Raw genomic sequence first — 15,229 nt, forward strand, 5'->3', positions numbered from 1 at the left:
CTCAGCGCGGCGTGTAGGCCTTGCCCGAGCCCAGGAAGCGCCGGGTCGCCGCGCGCGCCTCGCCTTCCATGTGCACGCGCCGGGCGCGGTCGAGGGCATCGCTGCGAAACTGGGCTGCCAGGAGCTGCTGAAGCTGGAACTGCTGGCGTGCAGCGAGCGAAAGCAGCTGGTTGGTCGCCTGGCTTGCCTCGACTATCCCCCGGGCGTTCTGGCTCCTCGCCACGATCGCATCGAGCGTCTTGCCGTCATCGTGGATATTCTCGACGATGAGGCTCTGGACCGCCATTGTCTGGCGAAGGCCTGCCAGCGATGCATCAAGGCGGGACTGAGCGTCGCGCAGACGCTGATCGGACCGCAGAGCGCCCTGATCGCCGGGAAAGAGCTTGTTGAAGTCGCGTTCGAGCGCGTCGACCCTGAAGCCGACTGACTGGGCCTGGTCGAGCAGGTCATTCACCCTTTCGAGCCTTGCCCGCAAGGCCTGAAGCTCGGGAAAGTCGATGCGCGACAGATTCTTCGCCATGCCGTCGAGCATCGCTGCCTGGTTCTGGAGCGAGCGGATCTGAAGATCGATCTGTTCGAGCGCGCGCGCGGCGCCGAGCAGGTTCTGCGTATAATTTGCGCTGTCGAAGACCGGAATGGCAGCCGCAGGCGAAGCCGCCAGGATGATGGGGCCGAGCCCTGCTGCAGCAATGAGCGATGCACTGATGAGCGACTTCATGCGATGTCTCCTCCTGCCGGGCTGACCTGCGAAGCGAGCCGGGCCGCCCAGCCAAGACCCCGGCTTTCGAACAATCTTGCGAGAAATGTTGACGGATCCTGGTCGTCGAGCAGCGCATCGAGACGCCTGTGATCCTCGGCACTCGCGCTGGCGCACAAGGCGAGCGCGACCGGCCCCAGGGACAGCTCGAACAGGCGGTTCCCCTGCGACGATTGAAGATAATAGTGTTTTCTGGGGCTCGCCCGCGCGATGATCTCGATCTGGCGGGCATTGAGGCCAAAGCCTTCATAGCTGCGCCGGATCTGGGGTTCGAGCGCCCGGTCATTGGCCAGGAAGATGCGCTGCGGGCAGCTTTCGATGATGGCAGGCGCAATCGCGCTTTGCGCGACATCGGCAAGCGACTGGGTGGCGAACACGACCGCGACATTCTTCTTGCGCAGCGTCTTCAGCCATTCGCGAATGCGCGCGGCAAAGAGCGGATGGTCGAGATAGATCCATGCCTCGTCGAGGATGAGAAGGCTCGGTCGACCGTCGAAACGCGCATCGAGACGGTGAAACAGGTAGGACAGGATCGGTGCTGCGACCAGCGGGTGCCCGAGCAATGCTTCCATCTCGAAGCACATGACGTGGCATGCGGCGAAGTCGTCCTCGCCCGCGTCGAGCAGGCAGCCATAGGGCCCTTCGATCGCATAGGGCGCGAGCGCGGTGCGAAGCGCGATATCCTGAAGGAGCGCTGACAGCCCCGTGATCGTGCGCTGATCTTCGGGCGCACTCGCCAGATTGTCGAGGGCGGACCATATGACATCCCTGGTGGCTGGCGTCGGCTCCACGCCCTGGTCGGCGATCAGTGCCAGGATCCACTCGGCAGCCCAGGCGCGCTCGGATGCGCGGTCGATGCGGCGCAGCGGCTGAAAGGCGATGGTCCCGGCCTCGGCGGCCCCGAGGCCAAGCGCGTGATGTGCGCCACCCATGGCGAGCACTGGCGCGCGGGCAGACCCGCCCTTGTCGAAAATGCAGATCTGGGCCTGGGCATAGCGCCGGAACTGCAGCGCAATCATCGCAAGCAGGACCGATTTTCCGGCACCCGTTGGCCCCAGCACCAGCATATGTCCCACATCGTTCACATGCGTTGAAAGCCTGAAGGGTGTGCTGCCCGCGGTCTCGGCCAGAAGAAGCGGCGGCCCGTCCAGATGCGCGTTGCGCTCGGGCCCGGCCCAGAGCGAGGAGAGCGGCATCAGATGGGCGAGGTTGAGCGTGTGGATGAGCGGCTGTCGGACATTGGCATAGGCATGTCCTGGCAGGCTCGACAGCCATGCCTCGAGCGCGTTCAGCTCCTCACGGATGGTGGTGAAGCCGAGACCGTTCACCACGCGCTCGACCTGGCGCAGCTTTTCCTCGACGCGCGTCCGGTCGCGATCGAGGACGGAGATCGTTGTCGTGAGGAAGCCGAAGGCGACATGCTCGCCACCAAGCGCCTGGAGCGCCAGGTCGGCGTCGGCGACCTTGTTGTCGGCATCGGAATCGAGCAATTGCGCGGGTTGATTGTAGAGCACCTCGCGCAGAAGCGCGCTGACCGACTTGCGCTTGTTGAACCATTGGCGCCGGAAGCGGACCAGCGCCCGATTGGCGTGGTCGCGATCGAGCGCGATGAAGCGCGTCATCCAGCGATATTCGAAGTCGAGATGGTTGAGGCCGTCGAGCATCGCAGGCTGGCTGAGCGCGGGAAAGCCAAGCACGCCGAGCGTGCGCAGATGCTGGTCGCCAAGCCGCGGCGAGAGGCCGCCAGCAAGCGGCGTGTCGACGAGCAATGCATCGAGATAGATGGGGGTTTCAGGCACGGCGACCGTCATGGCGCGCGTGGAGATGGTCGCATGCAGATAGGTGAGCGTTTCGCGGTCATCGAGCGCTCGGATCGCGGGCAGGAACTCGCGAAACAGCTCGCAGGCACGATCGGTCTCGGCCACGAACGCTGCCAGGGCCTGGCGCCAGTCGCGCCCCTCGACCTGGGTGTCGCGCGCGACGAACAGCCGCGCGAGACTTTGCTCGGCATCGGGTGCGGGCAGATGGACGAAAGTCATCCAGCTGTAATTCTCGAAATGGCCCGCGCCTTGCTCGAAGCTCGCCCGGCGTTCCTCATCGACGATCCAGGAGGCAGGATCGGGAAAATGGCTGTCGGGATAGTCGGACGCGCCACGTCGCGCTGACTCGAAGAACAGGGCCCAGCCGCTACCGAAGCGCTTCAGCACATTGTTCGCGCGTGCGCAGACCGCCACCAGCTGCTCGTCGGTCGAGCTTTCAAGATCGGGGCCACGGAAGGTGAAGCTGCGCTGGAAGCTGCCATCCTTGTTGAGCACGACCCCCGGGGCAACGAGCGCGGCCCAGGGCAGATAATCGGCCAGGCGCGCAGCCCGATTGCGATATTCGCCGATCCTCAGCATGCCAGATAGCTCTTGTGCTTGAGATGGCGCAGCAGGACGGGCGCGAAGTCGGGATCGCGGCGCGCTGCAAAGGCGCTGAGGCTGTGCGCGACCAGCCAGAACACGAGACCCGCGATCCATTGCTGCAGGCCGAGCGCAAGTGCGGCGGCAAGCGTGCCGAGCAGGATCGCGATCCCGCGCGGGGCGCCGCCGAGCATGATCGGCTGGACCAGCGCCTGGTGGATCGGCACCTCGAGCCCTTCGCAACTTGCATTGCCACTGTTCATGCGATGAGCGCCCCGCCGCCGAAGTTGAAGAAGCTCAGGAAGAAGCTCGACGCGGCAAAGGCGATCGACAGGCCGAATACGATCTGAATGAGGCGCCTGAAGCCGCCGGCGGTATCGCCAAAGGCAAGTGTGAGGCCGGTCGTGATGATGATGATCACCGCAACGATCTTGGCGACGGGGCCCTGCACCGATTGCAGCACCTGTTCGAGCGGTTGCTCCCATGGCATTCCCGACCCGGCCGCGCGAACCGAGCCTGCTGCCCAAAGGGCAAGACTTGCGATGATGACGTGCGCCACGCGCATGCGCCAAACCCATGCCTGGATCATTGGCTGTCTCCCTGATCTGCGGGGTTGATGACGAAGGTCCGATAGTCGCCGCGCTCGTCGAGCCCGGCGACGCCGAGCACTGCCTCGACCCGGCGGGCAAGTCCGCGTCCGGAAATGTAGACGACCAGATCGACAGCGTCGGCGATGAGCTGTCGCGACACCGTCACCACGGCTTCCTGGACGAGCTGTTCGAGCCGGAAGAGCGCTGCGTGTGCGCTGTTGGCGTGGAGCGTTGCGATGCCGCCCGGGTGGCCGGTGTTCCAGGCCTTGAGCAGGTCGAGCGCCTCGCCGCCGCGCACTTCGCCGACGATGATGCGGTCGGGCCGCAGGCGCAGCGTCGATCGGACGAGATCGGCCATGGTGATGCAGTTTTCGCGCGTCCTTAGCGCCACCATGTCGCGCGCGGCGCATTGCAGCTCGCGCGTGTCCTCGATGAGGATCACGCGTTCGTCGCGGTGCGCCATCTCGGCCAGCAGCGCATTGGCGAGTGTCGTCTTGCCCGAGCTGGTACCGCCAGCGATCAGGATATTGCGCCGATGGGCGACCGCCAGGCTGAGCGCGCGCGCGGTCTCCGCGGTCATCACGGCATCGGCAACATAATCGTCGAGCCGCAGGAGCGATCGCGAGGGCTTGCGGATCGAAAAGCACGGCGCCGGGGATACGGGGGGCAAAATGCCTTCGAAGCGCTCGCCCGCGCCGTCACCATGGGGCGGGAGTTCGGCCGAGACGATGGGTGCGTTGTGGTGGACCTCGCTGCGCGCATGGCTCGCGACGAGCCGGATGATGCGTTCGACCTGCGCGCCGTCATAACGCACGCCGGTGTCCATCCTGCCGGCGCCAAGCCGATCGATCCTGAGCGCGCCGTCGGGGTTGACCATGATCTCGGTCACCTGGGGATCCGAGAGCGCCGAGGCGATGGTCGGCCCCATGGCGGTACGCAGCATGACGCGCCTGCGATCATCGGAGACGACATTGTTCATCGCGCCTGCCCTTCTTCTTGACCCGGAACCTCGCTGTGATTGGCGCGCAGCTGGCGCCCGACCTGCGTGACAAAGGCTTCGAAGCGGACACGGCCCAGCGCGCGCGCCGCCTTGTCGGCTTCGGGCAGCGGTGCCGTCACCGTCAGCTGATGCCGAATATAGAGCGACAGGCTTTCGAGAATGACGTCGAGGTCGCGCCGCACGAGTGTGAGTTCGCGCTGCATCCGGTCGAGCCGGGGGCGCAGCAGCAGATCCACCCCCTTCATGGCCTGGTTCTCGACAAGCGCCCGAACGGCGTCGTTGACGATGCGCGAGCGGCTGGTGCCGGGGCGCTGCGCGAGCCTGTCGATCGTCGCTGCGAGCTCCGCGTCGATATAGAGATTCAGTCGTCTCTTCATGGGCGAACCTCCTCACTCGAGCCCGTGGTCGGGCGCCTCGGCGAAGCGCTGGATCGTGGCCGCGGTGCGAAGCGACACCATCTGGTCCATGGCGCGCTTGTCCTGCTGCGGGTCGGTGTCGTCATCGGCAGGAACTGGCTCGGGCGCGACGCGCTCGGGAGGCAGCGGCAGGTCGAGTTCGTGCTGGAGCCCCCGCCGCGGGGTGTTTTCGCTGGTGACGGGGCCGACAGGTGAAGGGGGCATGGGGATGCATGCCGCGCTGGCTTGCGGCCAATCATGCGGGCGCGCGAGCGGACGATCGACATAACTGCCCTCGGCCAGCACTGGTGGGGGCAGCACCCGGTGGGTGAAATTGCGGTCCTTGTGATAGCGAAGCTTGGCTGCCCGGATCGGCGGGCGTCCCTCCAGCAGGACGACCGCCTCATCGCGTGGGAGCTGCATCACCTCGCCCATGGTGAGAAGCGGTCGTGCGGTTTCCTGGCGGCTGACCATCACATGCGCGAGCCAGGGCGCGAGCCGGTGTCCGGCATAGTTGCGCATCGCACGCTGCTCGGTGGCGGTGCCGAGCGCGTCGGATATGCGCCGCGCGGTCCGCTCGTCATTGGTCGCGAAGACGACGCGGACATGGCAATTGTCGAGGATCGCGTTGTGCGTACCATAAGCCTTTTCGATCTGATTGAGGCTCTGCGCGATCAGGAAGCAGCGCACGCCATAGGAGGCAGTGAATGCCAGCGCCGTTTCGAAGAATTCGAGCCGTCCGAGCGCGGGAAATTCGTCGAGCATGAGGAGCACCTCGTGCCGCGGCGCCGCGCCAGGGCCCGACGATTGTGTGAGCCCGCGGGCGATCTGATTGAGGATGAGCCGGACGAGCGGGCGCGTGCGCGCAATGTCGGAAGGGGGTACGACAAGATAGAGCGAGACGGGACGGCTGGCCGCGGCGATATCGGCGATCCGCCAGTCGCTCGTGCTTGTGATCTCGGCAATGACAGGGTCGCGATAGAGGCTGAGGACCGAGACGGCGGTCGACAGCACGCCTGAGCGTTCATTGTCGCTCTTGTTGAGCAGCTCCTGTGCAACCTCGGCGACAACCGGATGCACGCGCGGTTCGGCGTCGGTACCCAGGTGGTTGGTGGCCTGCATCTTCCTGAGCGTGTCGACGAAGCTGCGCCCGGGATGCGAGAGGAAGCGCGCAAGGCCCGAGAGCGTCTTGTCGACCTCGGCATAGAGGATATGCAGCATGGTGCCGACAAGCAGCGCATGGCTGGTCTTCTCCCAGTGGTTGAAGCGCTCGAGCACGCCTTCGGGATCGACGAGGATGTCCGCGATGTTCTGGATGTCGCGCACCTCGTTCACGCCGCGACGAACCTCGAGGAGCGGATTGAAATGCGCCGAACGCGCGTCGGTCGGGTCGAACAGCAGGCAGTGGGAAAATGCACTGCGCCAGCCCGCGGTGACCGCCCAGTTTTCACCCTTGATGTCGTGGATGATCGCCGAGCCCGGCCATGCCAGGAGCGTCGGAATGACGAGCCCGACCCCCTTGCCCGAGCGTGTCGGAGCAAAGGCAAGCACATGCTCGGGCCCGCCATGGCGCAGATAATGACGCTTGTAGAGCCCGAGTATGACGCCTTTATCGCCGAGCAGACCTGAGCGGGCGACCTCGCGCCGCGTCGCCCAGCGCGCCGAGCCATAGGTCGTCACCTGTCCCTTCTGGCGCGAACGCAGCATGGCACAGCCAAGCGCTGCCGCGCAGCCGGCCATTGCGCTTGCGGCCGCCAGTGCACCCGCCTTCTCGAAGACCTCGGGAGCATAGGCTTCATAGGCGTACCACCAGATGAAGAGCGCGACAGGGAAATAGATCGGCCGGTCGCCGAGCATGAACCAGGGACCGCCGAGCGCGGGTTGATGGCCCAGCATGCTTGCGGCCCATTGGGTCGCAGCCTGGAGCCCGGAAAGCACGATCGCGATCACGATCACGATCTGCCCGATGTACAGTCTGTTGGGATTCACCGCAGATCTCCCGCCACTGGACCTGGCATCGAGGTCGTCGCCGATTTTCGCAGCAACGCGCCTATCGATCGAGAGGACAATCGGGGCCAGAGGCGGCCAGAGGCGGCCAAATGGAGCAGGGAGGTCGCTCAGGCCCGAAATCGCCCATCGCGCGGGAGGCGATGGCGATGTCGAGTCGCACATGTGTCTGTGGTGCGAGCGTCAGTCGATGCTCGGCGCCGAACGCCCGCGCCCGATCGTCCAGCTGAAGCTGTCGCCGATCATCACGCCTGACATGTGATGGCCGATGCGATGTTCGAGAATGGGCCGCCAGGGAACGAGACTGAAATCGCCGGCGCGTTCGAGCACCGCGAAACGGCCGCTGACCAGGTCAACTGCCTCGCGGCACGTCCCCTCAACAGTGTCTCCCGTCCTCGTGTGGGTGAAGGCAATGCCGAGACGCCGCGAGATGGCGGCGCCCGCTGCGGCGATCTCACGCGACCCGAGTTTCGCGGCCATGTCGGGATCGACGACAAGCCGGCCATCGATCCTGCGGGCAAGCCCCTGTTCGACCAACCATTCTCGGCGACGATCGATCGCTTCGAGGACATCGCGTCCGAAGCCTGCATCGCGAAGCGGGAGCGGTGTGTGCGCGACGATTTCGGCATCGAGCCAGGTCCACGCATGGCAATGAACAAGTGCCGCGAGCGGTCGATGCGACAGCTGCGCGATCGTGACGGGATGATCCTGGCTGCGTGACGCCTCGAAGCCACCGACGCGCTCGAGGAAGTTGTCGGGCACCGACCAACGCCCCTCGCCTTCGCGTGATAGGCCACAGGCGGCGCCCAGCGCCTCAAGCCGGCGGATATGGGCATCCAGGCTTTCGTCGGTCATCGCGGCATCGCGACGATGCATTTCAACGTCATAAATGCCCGCATTGCGGCGTGCGACTTCCGCAATGCGCAAATCCTCAGCCTGAGGCGCGGTCGACCAGGGCGCGATACGCACGATGGCGCCGCCTGGCGCAGGTTCGGCGAGACCGATATCGACATGATAGGCGCGGCCATCGACTGCCTCGATGATGAGGTCGTTGCACCCCGTGCGCGCCGGATGCTGACCATGCGCGATGATCCGCCCGACAAGCACGCGCCCGCTGCCTGGCTCGTAGATCGCCCGATCGATCGGTGCGACGCTTTGGGGCAATGTCTTCTCCAGCGCGTCATGGATCGCGAGGCGCTCGCGGATCCGGTCGAGAACAGGCTCGAGTTCGCAATCCAGCCGCCACTCGGTGCGCGTGATGGGTCGAGCAAGCCCCAAATGCTCGAGCATCCGGAGCCGCGCGGCAAAAAGACTTTGCGCGCGGGGTGTAGCCGCGGTCATGGCGAGGCTGCCGTCGTCAGCGTCATCGAGGAGCGATCGATCGATCCGGGTGAGCCGAGCCCGGAGGTTCACCTTGTCGCGTGAAGGCGCATGATCGGGTGCGGGCCCCAGATCAAGTTCCACCAGCTCGCGCGTGCGCTCGCGCAGTCCATGGGCAAGATAGTCGGGCGCGATGACGAGATCGCGATTGCGCTGGTCGCGGCCCCTCAGGTTTACATGGGTGTGCGGATGGGCGGTATTGAAATGGTCAACCGCGATCCAGTCGAGATCGGTGCCGAGATCGGCGGCGGCGCGTGCCATCAATCGTCGGGTCAGCGGTTCCAGACTGTCATATTCGCGCCCGTCCTCAGGCGAGATGATAATGCGGAATTCGTGACGGTCGTCGGCCTGGCGCGCCTGGAAGCGCGTTCTGTCCTCCACTTCGCCATCGGCGTCGTAGAAGCGCCCCCTGGCATGCTCGCGGGTCACGCCTTCGCGCTCGAGGTACCGGATATGCGCACGTGACGCGCTCCTGCCCCTGCCCGCCAACCGGACGATCTGCACCTTGACCACGACGCCTCTGCGCCCGGCTTCCATCAACTGGCCGCGCTGCGCAAGCACGCGGCCTATGCCACTGCCGCGCGCAAGACGGCAACCGTTGAACGCCGGGCCGCGCCGCGGCCGTGTGACCGCGCCTGCCAGGTTCGCTGCCGCAAGCACACTGTGCAGATATCTGGATGTGCGGCCGGTCCCGGAGCCCGGCCGGCCGAGGTGCGGGACGAAGTCGTCATCACCGCGCATGGCACCTCCTCCGCCCGGCGGCTGCGACCCGCGGCGCCGATGCTCGGCTGGGTGCCGCGCATAGCGACGTATTTCTGCCCCTTGCACGGTAGAATGGCACCTGCTGCCCGCATAGGGTGCCAGGCCAAGACGAAGAAAATGGCTCGGATTCAGGAGCCTGCGCAATCACCGGTGCCGGATCTTCGAATCTTGCACCCGATCGACGAGCATGTTGCCGAACCTCTGTCCTGGCATGTGCGTGGCGCCGCCGCATCGACTGCCGAACATGCCGAGCGAGAGCTGGCATCCAGTATCGATGCACGATGTCGGAAAGCCGCTGGCGAAACGGCGCGTCTGGTGCGTCGCCAGCGAAAGACGCGAGCGCGTCAGCGCTCACGAAGAAGGACAAAGAGGCCAGCGCCCCTGCGCGCATCGTCGGGCGGGGCAAGTGGCTCGGCCGCGCGATTCAGCGTGAAGAACAGCGCTGCCTCGGGGACGCGAGTACCGGGCCCGCCGCTTGTCCGGCCAGCTACGCGCGCAAGATAGTTGCGCGTCTCGAGCGGTAATTGCCGGCCGGTGGCCAGGTGCCTGGCGTAGCGCGTGGGACCCGCATTGTAAGCGGCGAAAAGGCCGGGATAGCCGAAGCGCTGATGGAGCAGCTGCAGATAGAAGGCGCCCGCCAGGATATTGTCGCGCGGATCATGCGGATCACGGCCGAGGTGGTGACGGACGCGCATTTCGGACCAGGTCGCTGGGATCAGTTGCATGAGGCCCATTGCGCCCTTGGAACTGGTGATGGGGCGTCCATTCAAATGGGATCGGCCGCCCGATTCAGCGCGCATCACTTGCTCGATCCACGGCGCCGGGACGCCTGTCAGGGCAGCCGCCTCATCAATATGCTGGCGCCATTGGTCGAGCGGCTCGGCGCGGAGGGGCGCCGAAACCGCGATCAGCGCGCCGCAGACGAGATATCTCACCATGTCCACAGCGGCAGCGCGCGCCCGAGGATCCGCTCGCGGTCGAGCGGACCGAAATAGCGCCCGTCAAAGGATCGGGGTGCATCCATGAGGAGCAGGACTTCGCGCGGCGACAGCCGGCGGCATCCTCGCCAGGGGTTGAGCGGGCGACCGAGCGCGTCGCGCGCATGCTGTAGTGCGACGGGCGCGCGGTTTACGTGGAGCTGGTCATGGCGCGAGCAGACATGATCGCCCGGCTCCGCGGCGATCCGCTTGATGAGCGGCACGCCGAGCGGAAGATATCGCCTGCGCGCCGCCATGTCGCGCATCGGACCGTCGATGCGCGCGACGACCATATCACCTTTGGCCATGCGCGTGCCGCGCTGGACAAGGTAGAGGCCGAGAGGCGCGCTTGCGCTCAGATTCCAGACAAGCCGAGGAAGAGGCGGGACAAGGACCGTGGTCAGCAGGGCGGTGCTCAAGAGGAGCGGCGCTGCCTGAATGGCGGTGCGACGCATGTTAGCCAAGCCCATTGGGCCTCGTCCTGCTCGACCAGCGGTCGAGATCCTCGACATGATATCGGATGGTCGTGCCGTGGAGACGATGCGCCGGGCCATGCCCTTGCTCGCGCAAGCGCCTGAGGGACCGCACCGAGATTGCAAGGTAGTGAGCCGCCTGGACGCAACTGAAATAGGGCGAGCGCGTCACCAGATCGGAGCGTTGGAAGGACCTGCTGGCCATGGACATCATCTCCGTTCTTGGGAATCCGGATCGGACGATCGAATCCGCGATCAGGATTCACGCGCGGATCGTCACAAGGGGAGAGTCGAATCGTGGGGGCGGTGGAATCGACTCGACGGGCACGCCGTGCCGCAATCGCGCTTCTGGCGGGCTCACCCCAGCAGATCGCGATAGCTTCCCTGCGACCGCTTGAGGCCGAGCGCGGCAAGGCGCCTGATGCGTGATTTGAGGAAGTCGGAGGGACCAGACCATGAACTGGCGCCCAACGGCCCGAAGATCTCGCAGGCTATCTCGTGCATGCCTATCCCGGCTGAGCGCGCATCGTGAACGCGCAACGCAAGGATCTCGCGCCTGAGCCGCGGATCGCAGTGGCGCGGCTCGGCGCGGATGTGGCGGTCGCGCTGCAGCTGGGCCAACAGCCTGAGTGCGGCGAGCTGGGGTTCGTTGATGGCGGCAGCGCCAATGACGACCTCGAGTGAGACGGCCCCCGATAGCAGTGAGCCCCCAGCAAGATCGATACGAAGCCATTGATGATCATGGCGTGCGAGAAAGGCTTCGCTGCCCGCAGGAGAGCTGAGCACGATGCACGGCTGGTCAAGCCTGGTGACATCGAACCCTGCCCGCGCAGCATGGGCGTGCACGCGCAGGACCGAGCAATCGCGCTCGGCTGTCCAGAAAAGGCGCGCGCTAGCTGCGTCGCGTTCGACCGCTTCGGCGAAATCGCATCCCCCAGGCACGTGCCGTGGGATGGTCGAGCATGGCCGTCGACACAATGCGAACGCTTCCGATGGCGGTCTCGTTTGGACGCGTCGCCATCAGCGATGCGCAACCCTCGCGATATGCGGGATCGCGACGCTGCCATTCCCACAACAATGCGGCACGGCCCCCCGCCTCAATGGCGCGGTAATGATCGCAGTCGCGCCAGTCACCCAGGAGCATGGACGGGTGCGCCCGTGCACCTCTGGCAACGATCGGCGAGCTTTCGGTCTGTGATGGCAGCATGGACGTGCCCCCAGCTGTGAATCCTGGCCCGTGATCCTTCCAGTAACGATCTGAGTGCGCGATACCTCCTAAAGGGGGTATTGCCAGCTGCGCATCTCGTTGAGCTCGATCTCGCCGGCATCGAGCGCGGCAAGAATCAGCTGCGAGCGACGCGCAACGCCGAAGCGCAGCCTCGCGTCGTTCAGATAATAGGTGACGCTATTCTCGGCGATTCCGAGAATGCGCCCGATTTCCCAATCGGTCTTGCCCTGCCCCGCCAGTACGACGCAGTCGCGCTGGCGCGGGCTTAACATGGGCCGCAAATGCGCTTGCCGCGGGATTGGCTGCGTCGTCCTCAATGCGGCCGACCAGGCGAGATGTGCCAGGCATTCGGCCGCTACGAGCCGGTGCGGCGCGATGATCTCGACTGAAGAACGCACAAAGGAACAGCTCGCGCGCCACTCGCCGGCATTGTGGAGGGGGATGGTGTAGCCTTGTACAAGTCCGACGCCTTGTGCGTCTTCGAGCATCCGCCGCTGCGCAGGCGCCAGCTCTCCGAGGCGCGGCAGGTCGTGCCAGGCAAAGCCGAAAGGCAACCTTGCGGCTGCCAGTCGGACCGGATCGATGCGATGCAGGCCATGGCTGGCAAATCGGTCGGCCCAGTGGTCGGGATAGTCATGCAGCAGGACCAATCCGCTTGGCAGTCGTGCTATATCGGCATGATGAGCAAGCGCGAAATGGTCGAAGCCAAGCCGCCGGGCCGCCTCGCCCAGCAGGGTTGAGATCTCCTCGAGATCCTGGGCAGCACGGATGTTTTCGGCGAATTCGCCGACAATATTCAAGGCCGGGTTGGGGCCAAGGGGCTTGCGGGCCATGCACGAAAGTCACCGGCATCGGTTAAGAATTCGTAGCAATACAAGGTGTTGGCGGCGCGCTCGAAGGGCGCACGGCTGCAAAATTCGACAACGAAACCGAGCAAGCAGTTGCATTTGGCCGCTGCGAACCAAGCAAGGCCGATGCCATTGCGATCCTCAAGAATCGTGCTGGAGATTAGGCGGCGTGGCGCTCGAGCTCGGCGATGCGCTCGGAGCAGAGGATATGGACGATACGCCCAAGCTCCTCGACGCGTTCGCCGAGCCAGGCCAATTCCTCCTCGGTGATGCGGTATTGCCTGGAGTAGCGCGCCTTCACATAGGCGTCCTTCAATTTCTCGAAGCGGGCGCGGTCGCGCCTGGTCTCGCGCGGCCAGGCATCGATCAGCCGGCGATCGAGCCGCTCGGCCTGGGTGCGGAGAAAGCCGAGATTGTGGACGTGCGGTGTGTAGAAGGTCTTCACGAGTAGGACGCAGTGATAGAGGCGCTCGGTGGCCTGATGCAGATTGAAAGCGGCGTAATTTCGTTGGCCATCGCGCAAACTGTAGTCAGCTAGCTTCCGCGCATACATCGCGCTCGGATACCACTCCTGAAAATACTCCCTCGCCATCGCCAGCGCTTGGGGCGCCGTCTTGGGCTTGGGGGTATGAAGCTCGCTGTCCTCGCTCTCGTAGAGCGCGATCCCGTCCTTCGCGATGTCCATGAAGAAATAGCGGCCATGCGCAAGCCCGTCATTCACCTCCTGCAAGGTGTGGACGATGAAATTGACGGGGGTCTTCACGGTCTTCGTGATCGCGAATTCGCGCGTCAGCCTTTCCTCGGCCTTCTCCCAGAACTTGATCGGGTCGGTCAGCTTCTGGTTGTTGACGATGATGAGCAGGTCGAAATCGGACTGGTAGCCCTTGGCGGTATGCGGTTCGTCGACCCAGTTGCCGCGCGCATAGCTGCCATAGAGGATGACCTTGAGGATGCGGCCCTTCTTCTTCCAGTCATGGGCCCCAAGCGCGGTTGCATCCTCGAATTCCTCGAAGAGGATCTGGAGCACGCGTGTCAGATCGCGCTGCTTGGCGGCGGGAAGATGATCGAGGTCCTTGCGCATGGTTGCAAATCTTTTCGTGGAGTGCCAGCGCTTTGGCAAGGCCGGCCTGATCCGAAATGAGTCCGCCCTCCCCTGATCAGGGAGGGCGGATATGCGCTCAGTCCTCATCACCCAGCGTGCGCGCCAAGTGCAGCAGGGCGGCGGCGATATGCTGCTCGACGTCGTCCACCTCGAGCCGGAGCAGCGCGGCGATGGTCGCATAGTCGAGCCCGTCCTGACGGTGGAGGATGAAGACCTGGTAGGTGAACAGGGGCATGGTCGATGCCGCCCGGTCGATCCGTTCGCTCAAGCCGCGCGCCTCGTCGCGGCGGTGCCAGATGTGCTGGCGCAGCCGCTGCCAGCGCTGTGCGAGACAGCCGCTCATGCCACGTCTCCCCTGCCCGCTCCCAGCAGCATGTCGGCGGCCTTGCTCGCCTGGGATGCTGCACGGAAGATCGCGCGCTCGTCGCCGCGCAGCACCTCGAGCCAGGCGCCGATATAATCGCTGTGGCGTGCCACCGGCCGGATATTGAGCGCAGCACAGACAAAGGCCGACGCCATTTCGGCGACGAGTTCCTCGCGCGCATAGTCGGGGCCGCCGAAGGTGCCGCGCTGTTCGCGCGCAAGCCGCGAGCCATGGCCCGTCCAGTGGCCGAGCTCGTGAAAGGCGGTGCGGTACCAGTCGAGCGGATGATGGAATGCCGCCTGATCGGGGACCTGCACATAATCGGGGCCAGGGGCATAATAGGCCTTGTTGCCGCCGACGCGGAAATCCGCCCGGCTCCCGACGATGATCTCCTCGGCCTCGACAAAGATCGCATGGCCGGTAGGCCGCTCGGGCAAGGCGGTCACCTGTTCGGGCAGGTTCTCGCACTGGTCGATGTTGAAGACCGTGAAGCGCTTCAGGAATGCGAACGTCCGCGCCTCGTCACCGTCATGGGCAGCGCGTTCCTGTTCGCCTTTCGGGGTGAATTTGTCGGAATAACAGACCGTAGTGCCGCGCTCGCCGCGCCTCACATTGCCACCGAGCGCGAGCGCCTGACGGTAGGTCAGCCAGCGCTGGCTGTGCCAGCCATGGTCGGTCAGTGCATGCCAAAGGATCAGCACATTGATCCCCGAATAGCGCCGGCCGGTGTCGGCATTGTGCGGCAGGTCGCAGAGTGTCCCGCCCTCTTCCCAGGGCTGGACCCAGGGAAGGCGTCCCATTTCGAGTTCGGAGATCACCTTCTGCGTGACACCGGCGTAGAGGCTGACCCGGTCTTCGGGCGATGACTTGCGATGCATGGTTGTGCTCCTTTCTCGCACCGCACCCGGCCCGGGCTGGGCGGGGTGGGCGACAGGAGCGGACCG

Annotated in this window: 17 protein-coding genes; all 17 read right to left on the minus strand. The window is 65.2% G+C overall.

Features of this window, described 5'->3' with window-relative positions:
• Nucleotide 1: 1 nt before the first annotated feature.
• The 17 genes from trbJ to AC3WJD_RS16785 all read right to left on the minus strand — a co-directional run bounded on the left by trbJ (nt 2) and on the right by AC3WJD_RS16785 (nt 15,163).
• Complete coding sequence (gene trbJ / locus AC3WJD_RS16705; RefSeq protein ID WP_492747848.1) at nt 2-718, minus strand: P-type conjugative transfer protein TrbJ; 717 nt, start codon at nt 716-718, stop codon at nt 2-4.
• Nucleotides 715-3,156: a conjugal transfer protein TrbE gene (trbE, locus tag AC3WJD_RS16710; RefSeq protein WP_492747849.1), complete on the minus strand. Its 2,442-nt coding sequence runs from the start codon at nt 3,154-3,156 to the stop codon at nt 715-717. The genes trbJ and trbE overlap by 4 nt, the downstream gene beginning before the upstream one ends.
• Entirely contained in the window at nt 3,150-3,422 is a 273-nt protein-coding gene (locus AC3WJD_RS16715) for a VirB3 family type IV secretion system protein (protein WP_492747850.1), read from the minus strand. Before AC3WJD_RS16715 ends, trbE begins: the two co-directional genes overlap by 7 nt.
• Entirely contained in the window at nt 3,419-3,724 is a 306-nt protein-coding gene (locus AC3WJD_RS16720; RefSeq protein WP_492747864.1) for a TrbC/VirB2 family type IV secretion system protein, read from the minus strand. The genes AC3WJD_RS16715 and AC3WJD_RS16720 overlap by 4 nt, the downstream gene beginning before the upstream one ends.
• Before the next feature lie 20 nt (nt 3,725-3,744).
• Nucleotides 3,745-4,728: a P-type conjugative transfer ATPase TrbB gene (gene trbB, locus AC3WJD_RS16725; protein ID WP_492747851.1), complete on the minus strand. Its 984-nt coding sequence runs from the start codon at nt 4,726-4,728 to the stop codon at nt 3,745-3,747.
• The gene (locus AC3WJD_RS16730; protein ID WP_492747852.1) at nt 4,725-5,126 is read right to left on the minus strand and encodes a ribbon-helix-helix domain-containing protein; all 402 of its coding nucleotides are present in this window, start codon (nt 5,124-5,126) and stop codon (nt 4,725-4,727) included. Before AC3WJD_RS16730 ends, trbB begins: the two co-directional genes overlap by 4 nt.
• A gap of 12 nt (nt 5,127-5,138) precedes the next feature.
• Nucleotides 5,139-7,133: an IncP-type conjugal transfer protein TraG gene (gene traG, locus AC3WJD_RS16735; protein WP_492747853.1), complete on the minus strand. Its 1,995-nt coding sequence runs from the start codon at nt 7,131-7,133 to the stop codon at nt 5,139-5,141.
• Nucleotides 7,134-7,334: 201 nt separating this feature from the next.
• Nucleotides 7,335-9,272, minus strand: coding sequence for a DUF3363 domain-containing protein (locus AC3WJD_RS16740; protein ID WP_492747854.1), 1,938 nt, complete (start codon nt 9,270-9,272; stop codon nt 7,335-7,337).
• A 365-nt stretch (nt 9,273-9,637) separates the two neighbouring features.
• Nucleotides 9,638-10,231 (minus strand): lytic transglycosylase domain-containing protein, encoded by a 594-nt coding sequence (locus AC3WJD_RS16745; RefSeq protein ID WP_492747855.1) that lies wholly within the window; start codon nt 10,229-10,231, stop codon nt 9,638-9,640.
• Complete coding sequence (locus AC3WJD_RS16750) at nt 10,225-10,725, minus strand: S26 family signal peptidase (RefSeq protein ID WP_492747856.1); 501 nt, start codon at nt 10,723-10,725, stop codon at nt 10,225-10,227. Before AC3WJD_RS16750 ends, AC3WJD_RS16745 begins: the two co-directional genes overlap by 7 nt.
• A 1-nt stretch (nt 10,726) precedes the next feature.
• A complete protein-coding gene (locus AC3WJD_RS16755) occupies nt 10,727-10,948 on the minus strand; it encodes a helix-turn-helix domain-containing protein (RefSeq protein WP_492747857.1) in 222 nt (73 codons plus the stop codon).
• Between the two features lie 152 nt (nt 10,949-11,100).
• Complete coding sequence (locus tag AC3WJD_RS16760) at nt 11,101-11,529, minus strand: DNA -binding domain-containing protein (RefSeq protein WP_492747858.1); 429 nt, start codon at nt 11,527-11,529, stop codon at nt 11,101-11,103.
• Nucleotides 11,530-11,635: 106 nt separating this feature from the next.
• Entirely contained in the window at nt 11,636-11,950 is a 315-nt protein-coding gene (locus AC3WJD_RS16765; RefSeq protein WP_492747859.1) for a transcriptional regulator domain-containing protein, read from the minus strand.
• Between the two features lie 68 nt (nt 11,951-12,018).
• Nucleotides 12,019-12,804 carry a helix-turn-helix transcriptional regulator gene (locus AC3WJD_RS16770; protein WP_492747860.1) on the minus strand — a complete coding sequence of 262 codons (786 nt, stop codon included), beginning with the start codon at nt 12,802-12,804 and terminating at the stop codon, nt 12,019-12,021.
• Between the two features lie 175 nt (nt 12,805-12,979).
• Nucleotides 12,980-13,900 carry a HEPN domain-containing protein gene (locus AC3WJD_RS16775; protein WP_492747861.1) on the minus strand — a complete coding sequence of 307 codons (921 nt, stop codon included), beginning with the start codon at nt 13,898-13,900 and terminating at the stop codon, nt 12,980-12,982.
• 97 nt (nt 13,901-13,997) lie between these two features.
• Nucleotides 13,998-14,264, minus strand: coding sequence for a sigma factor-like helix-turn-helix DNA-binding protein (locus tag AC3WJD_RS16780; protein WP_492747862.1), 267 nt, complete (start codon nt 14,262-14,264; stop codon nt 13,998-14,000).
• Nucleotides 14,261-15,163 carry an ArdC family protein gene (locus AC3WJD_RS16785; RefSeq protein WP_492747863.1) on the minus strand — a complete coding sequence of 301 codons (903 nt, stop codon included), beginning with the start codon at nt 15,161-15,163 and terminating at the stop codon, nt 14,261-14,263. The genes AC3WJD_RS16780 and AC3WJD_RS16785 overlap by 4 nt, the downstream gene beginning before the upstream one ends.
• Nucleotides 15,164-15,229: the final 66 nt, after the last annotated feature.

The sequence above is a fragment of the Sphingobium sp. FW306-1B-F04DB genome (assembly GCF_058781925.1).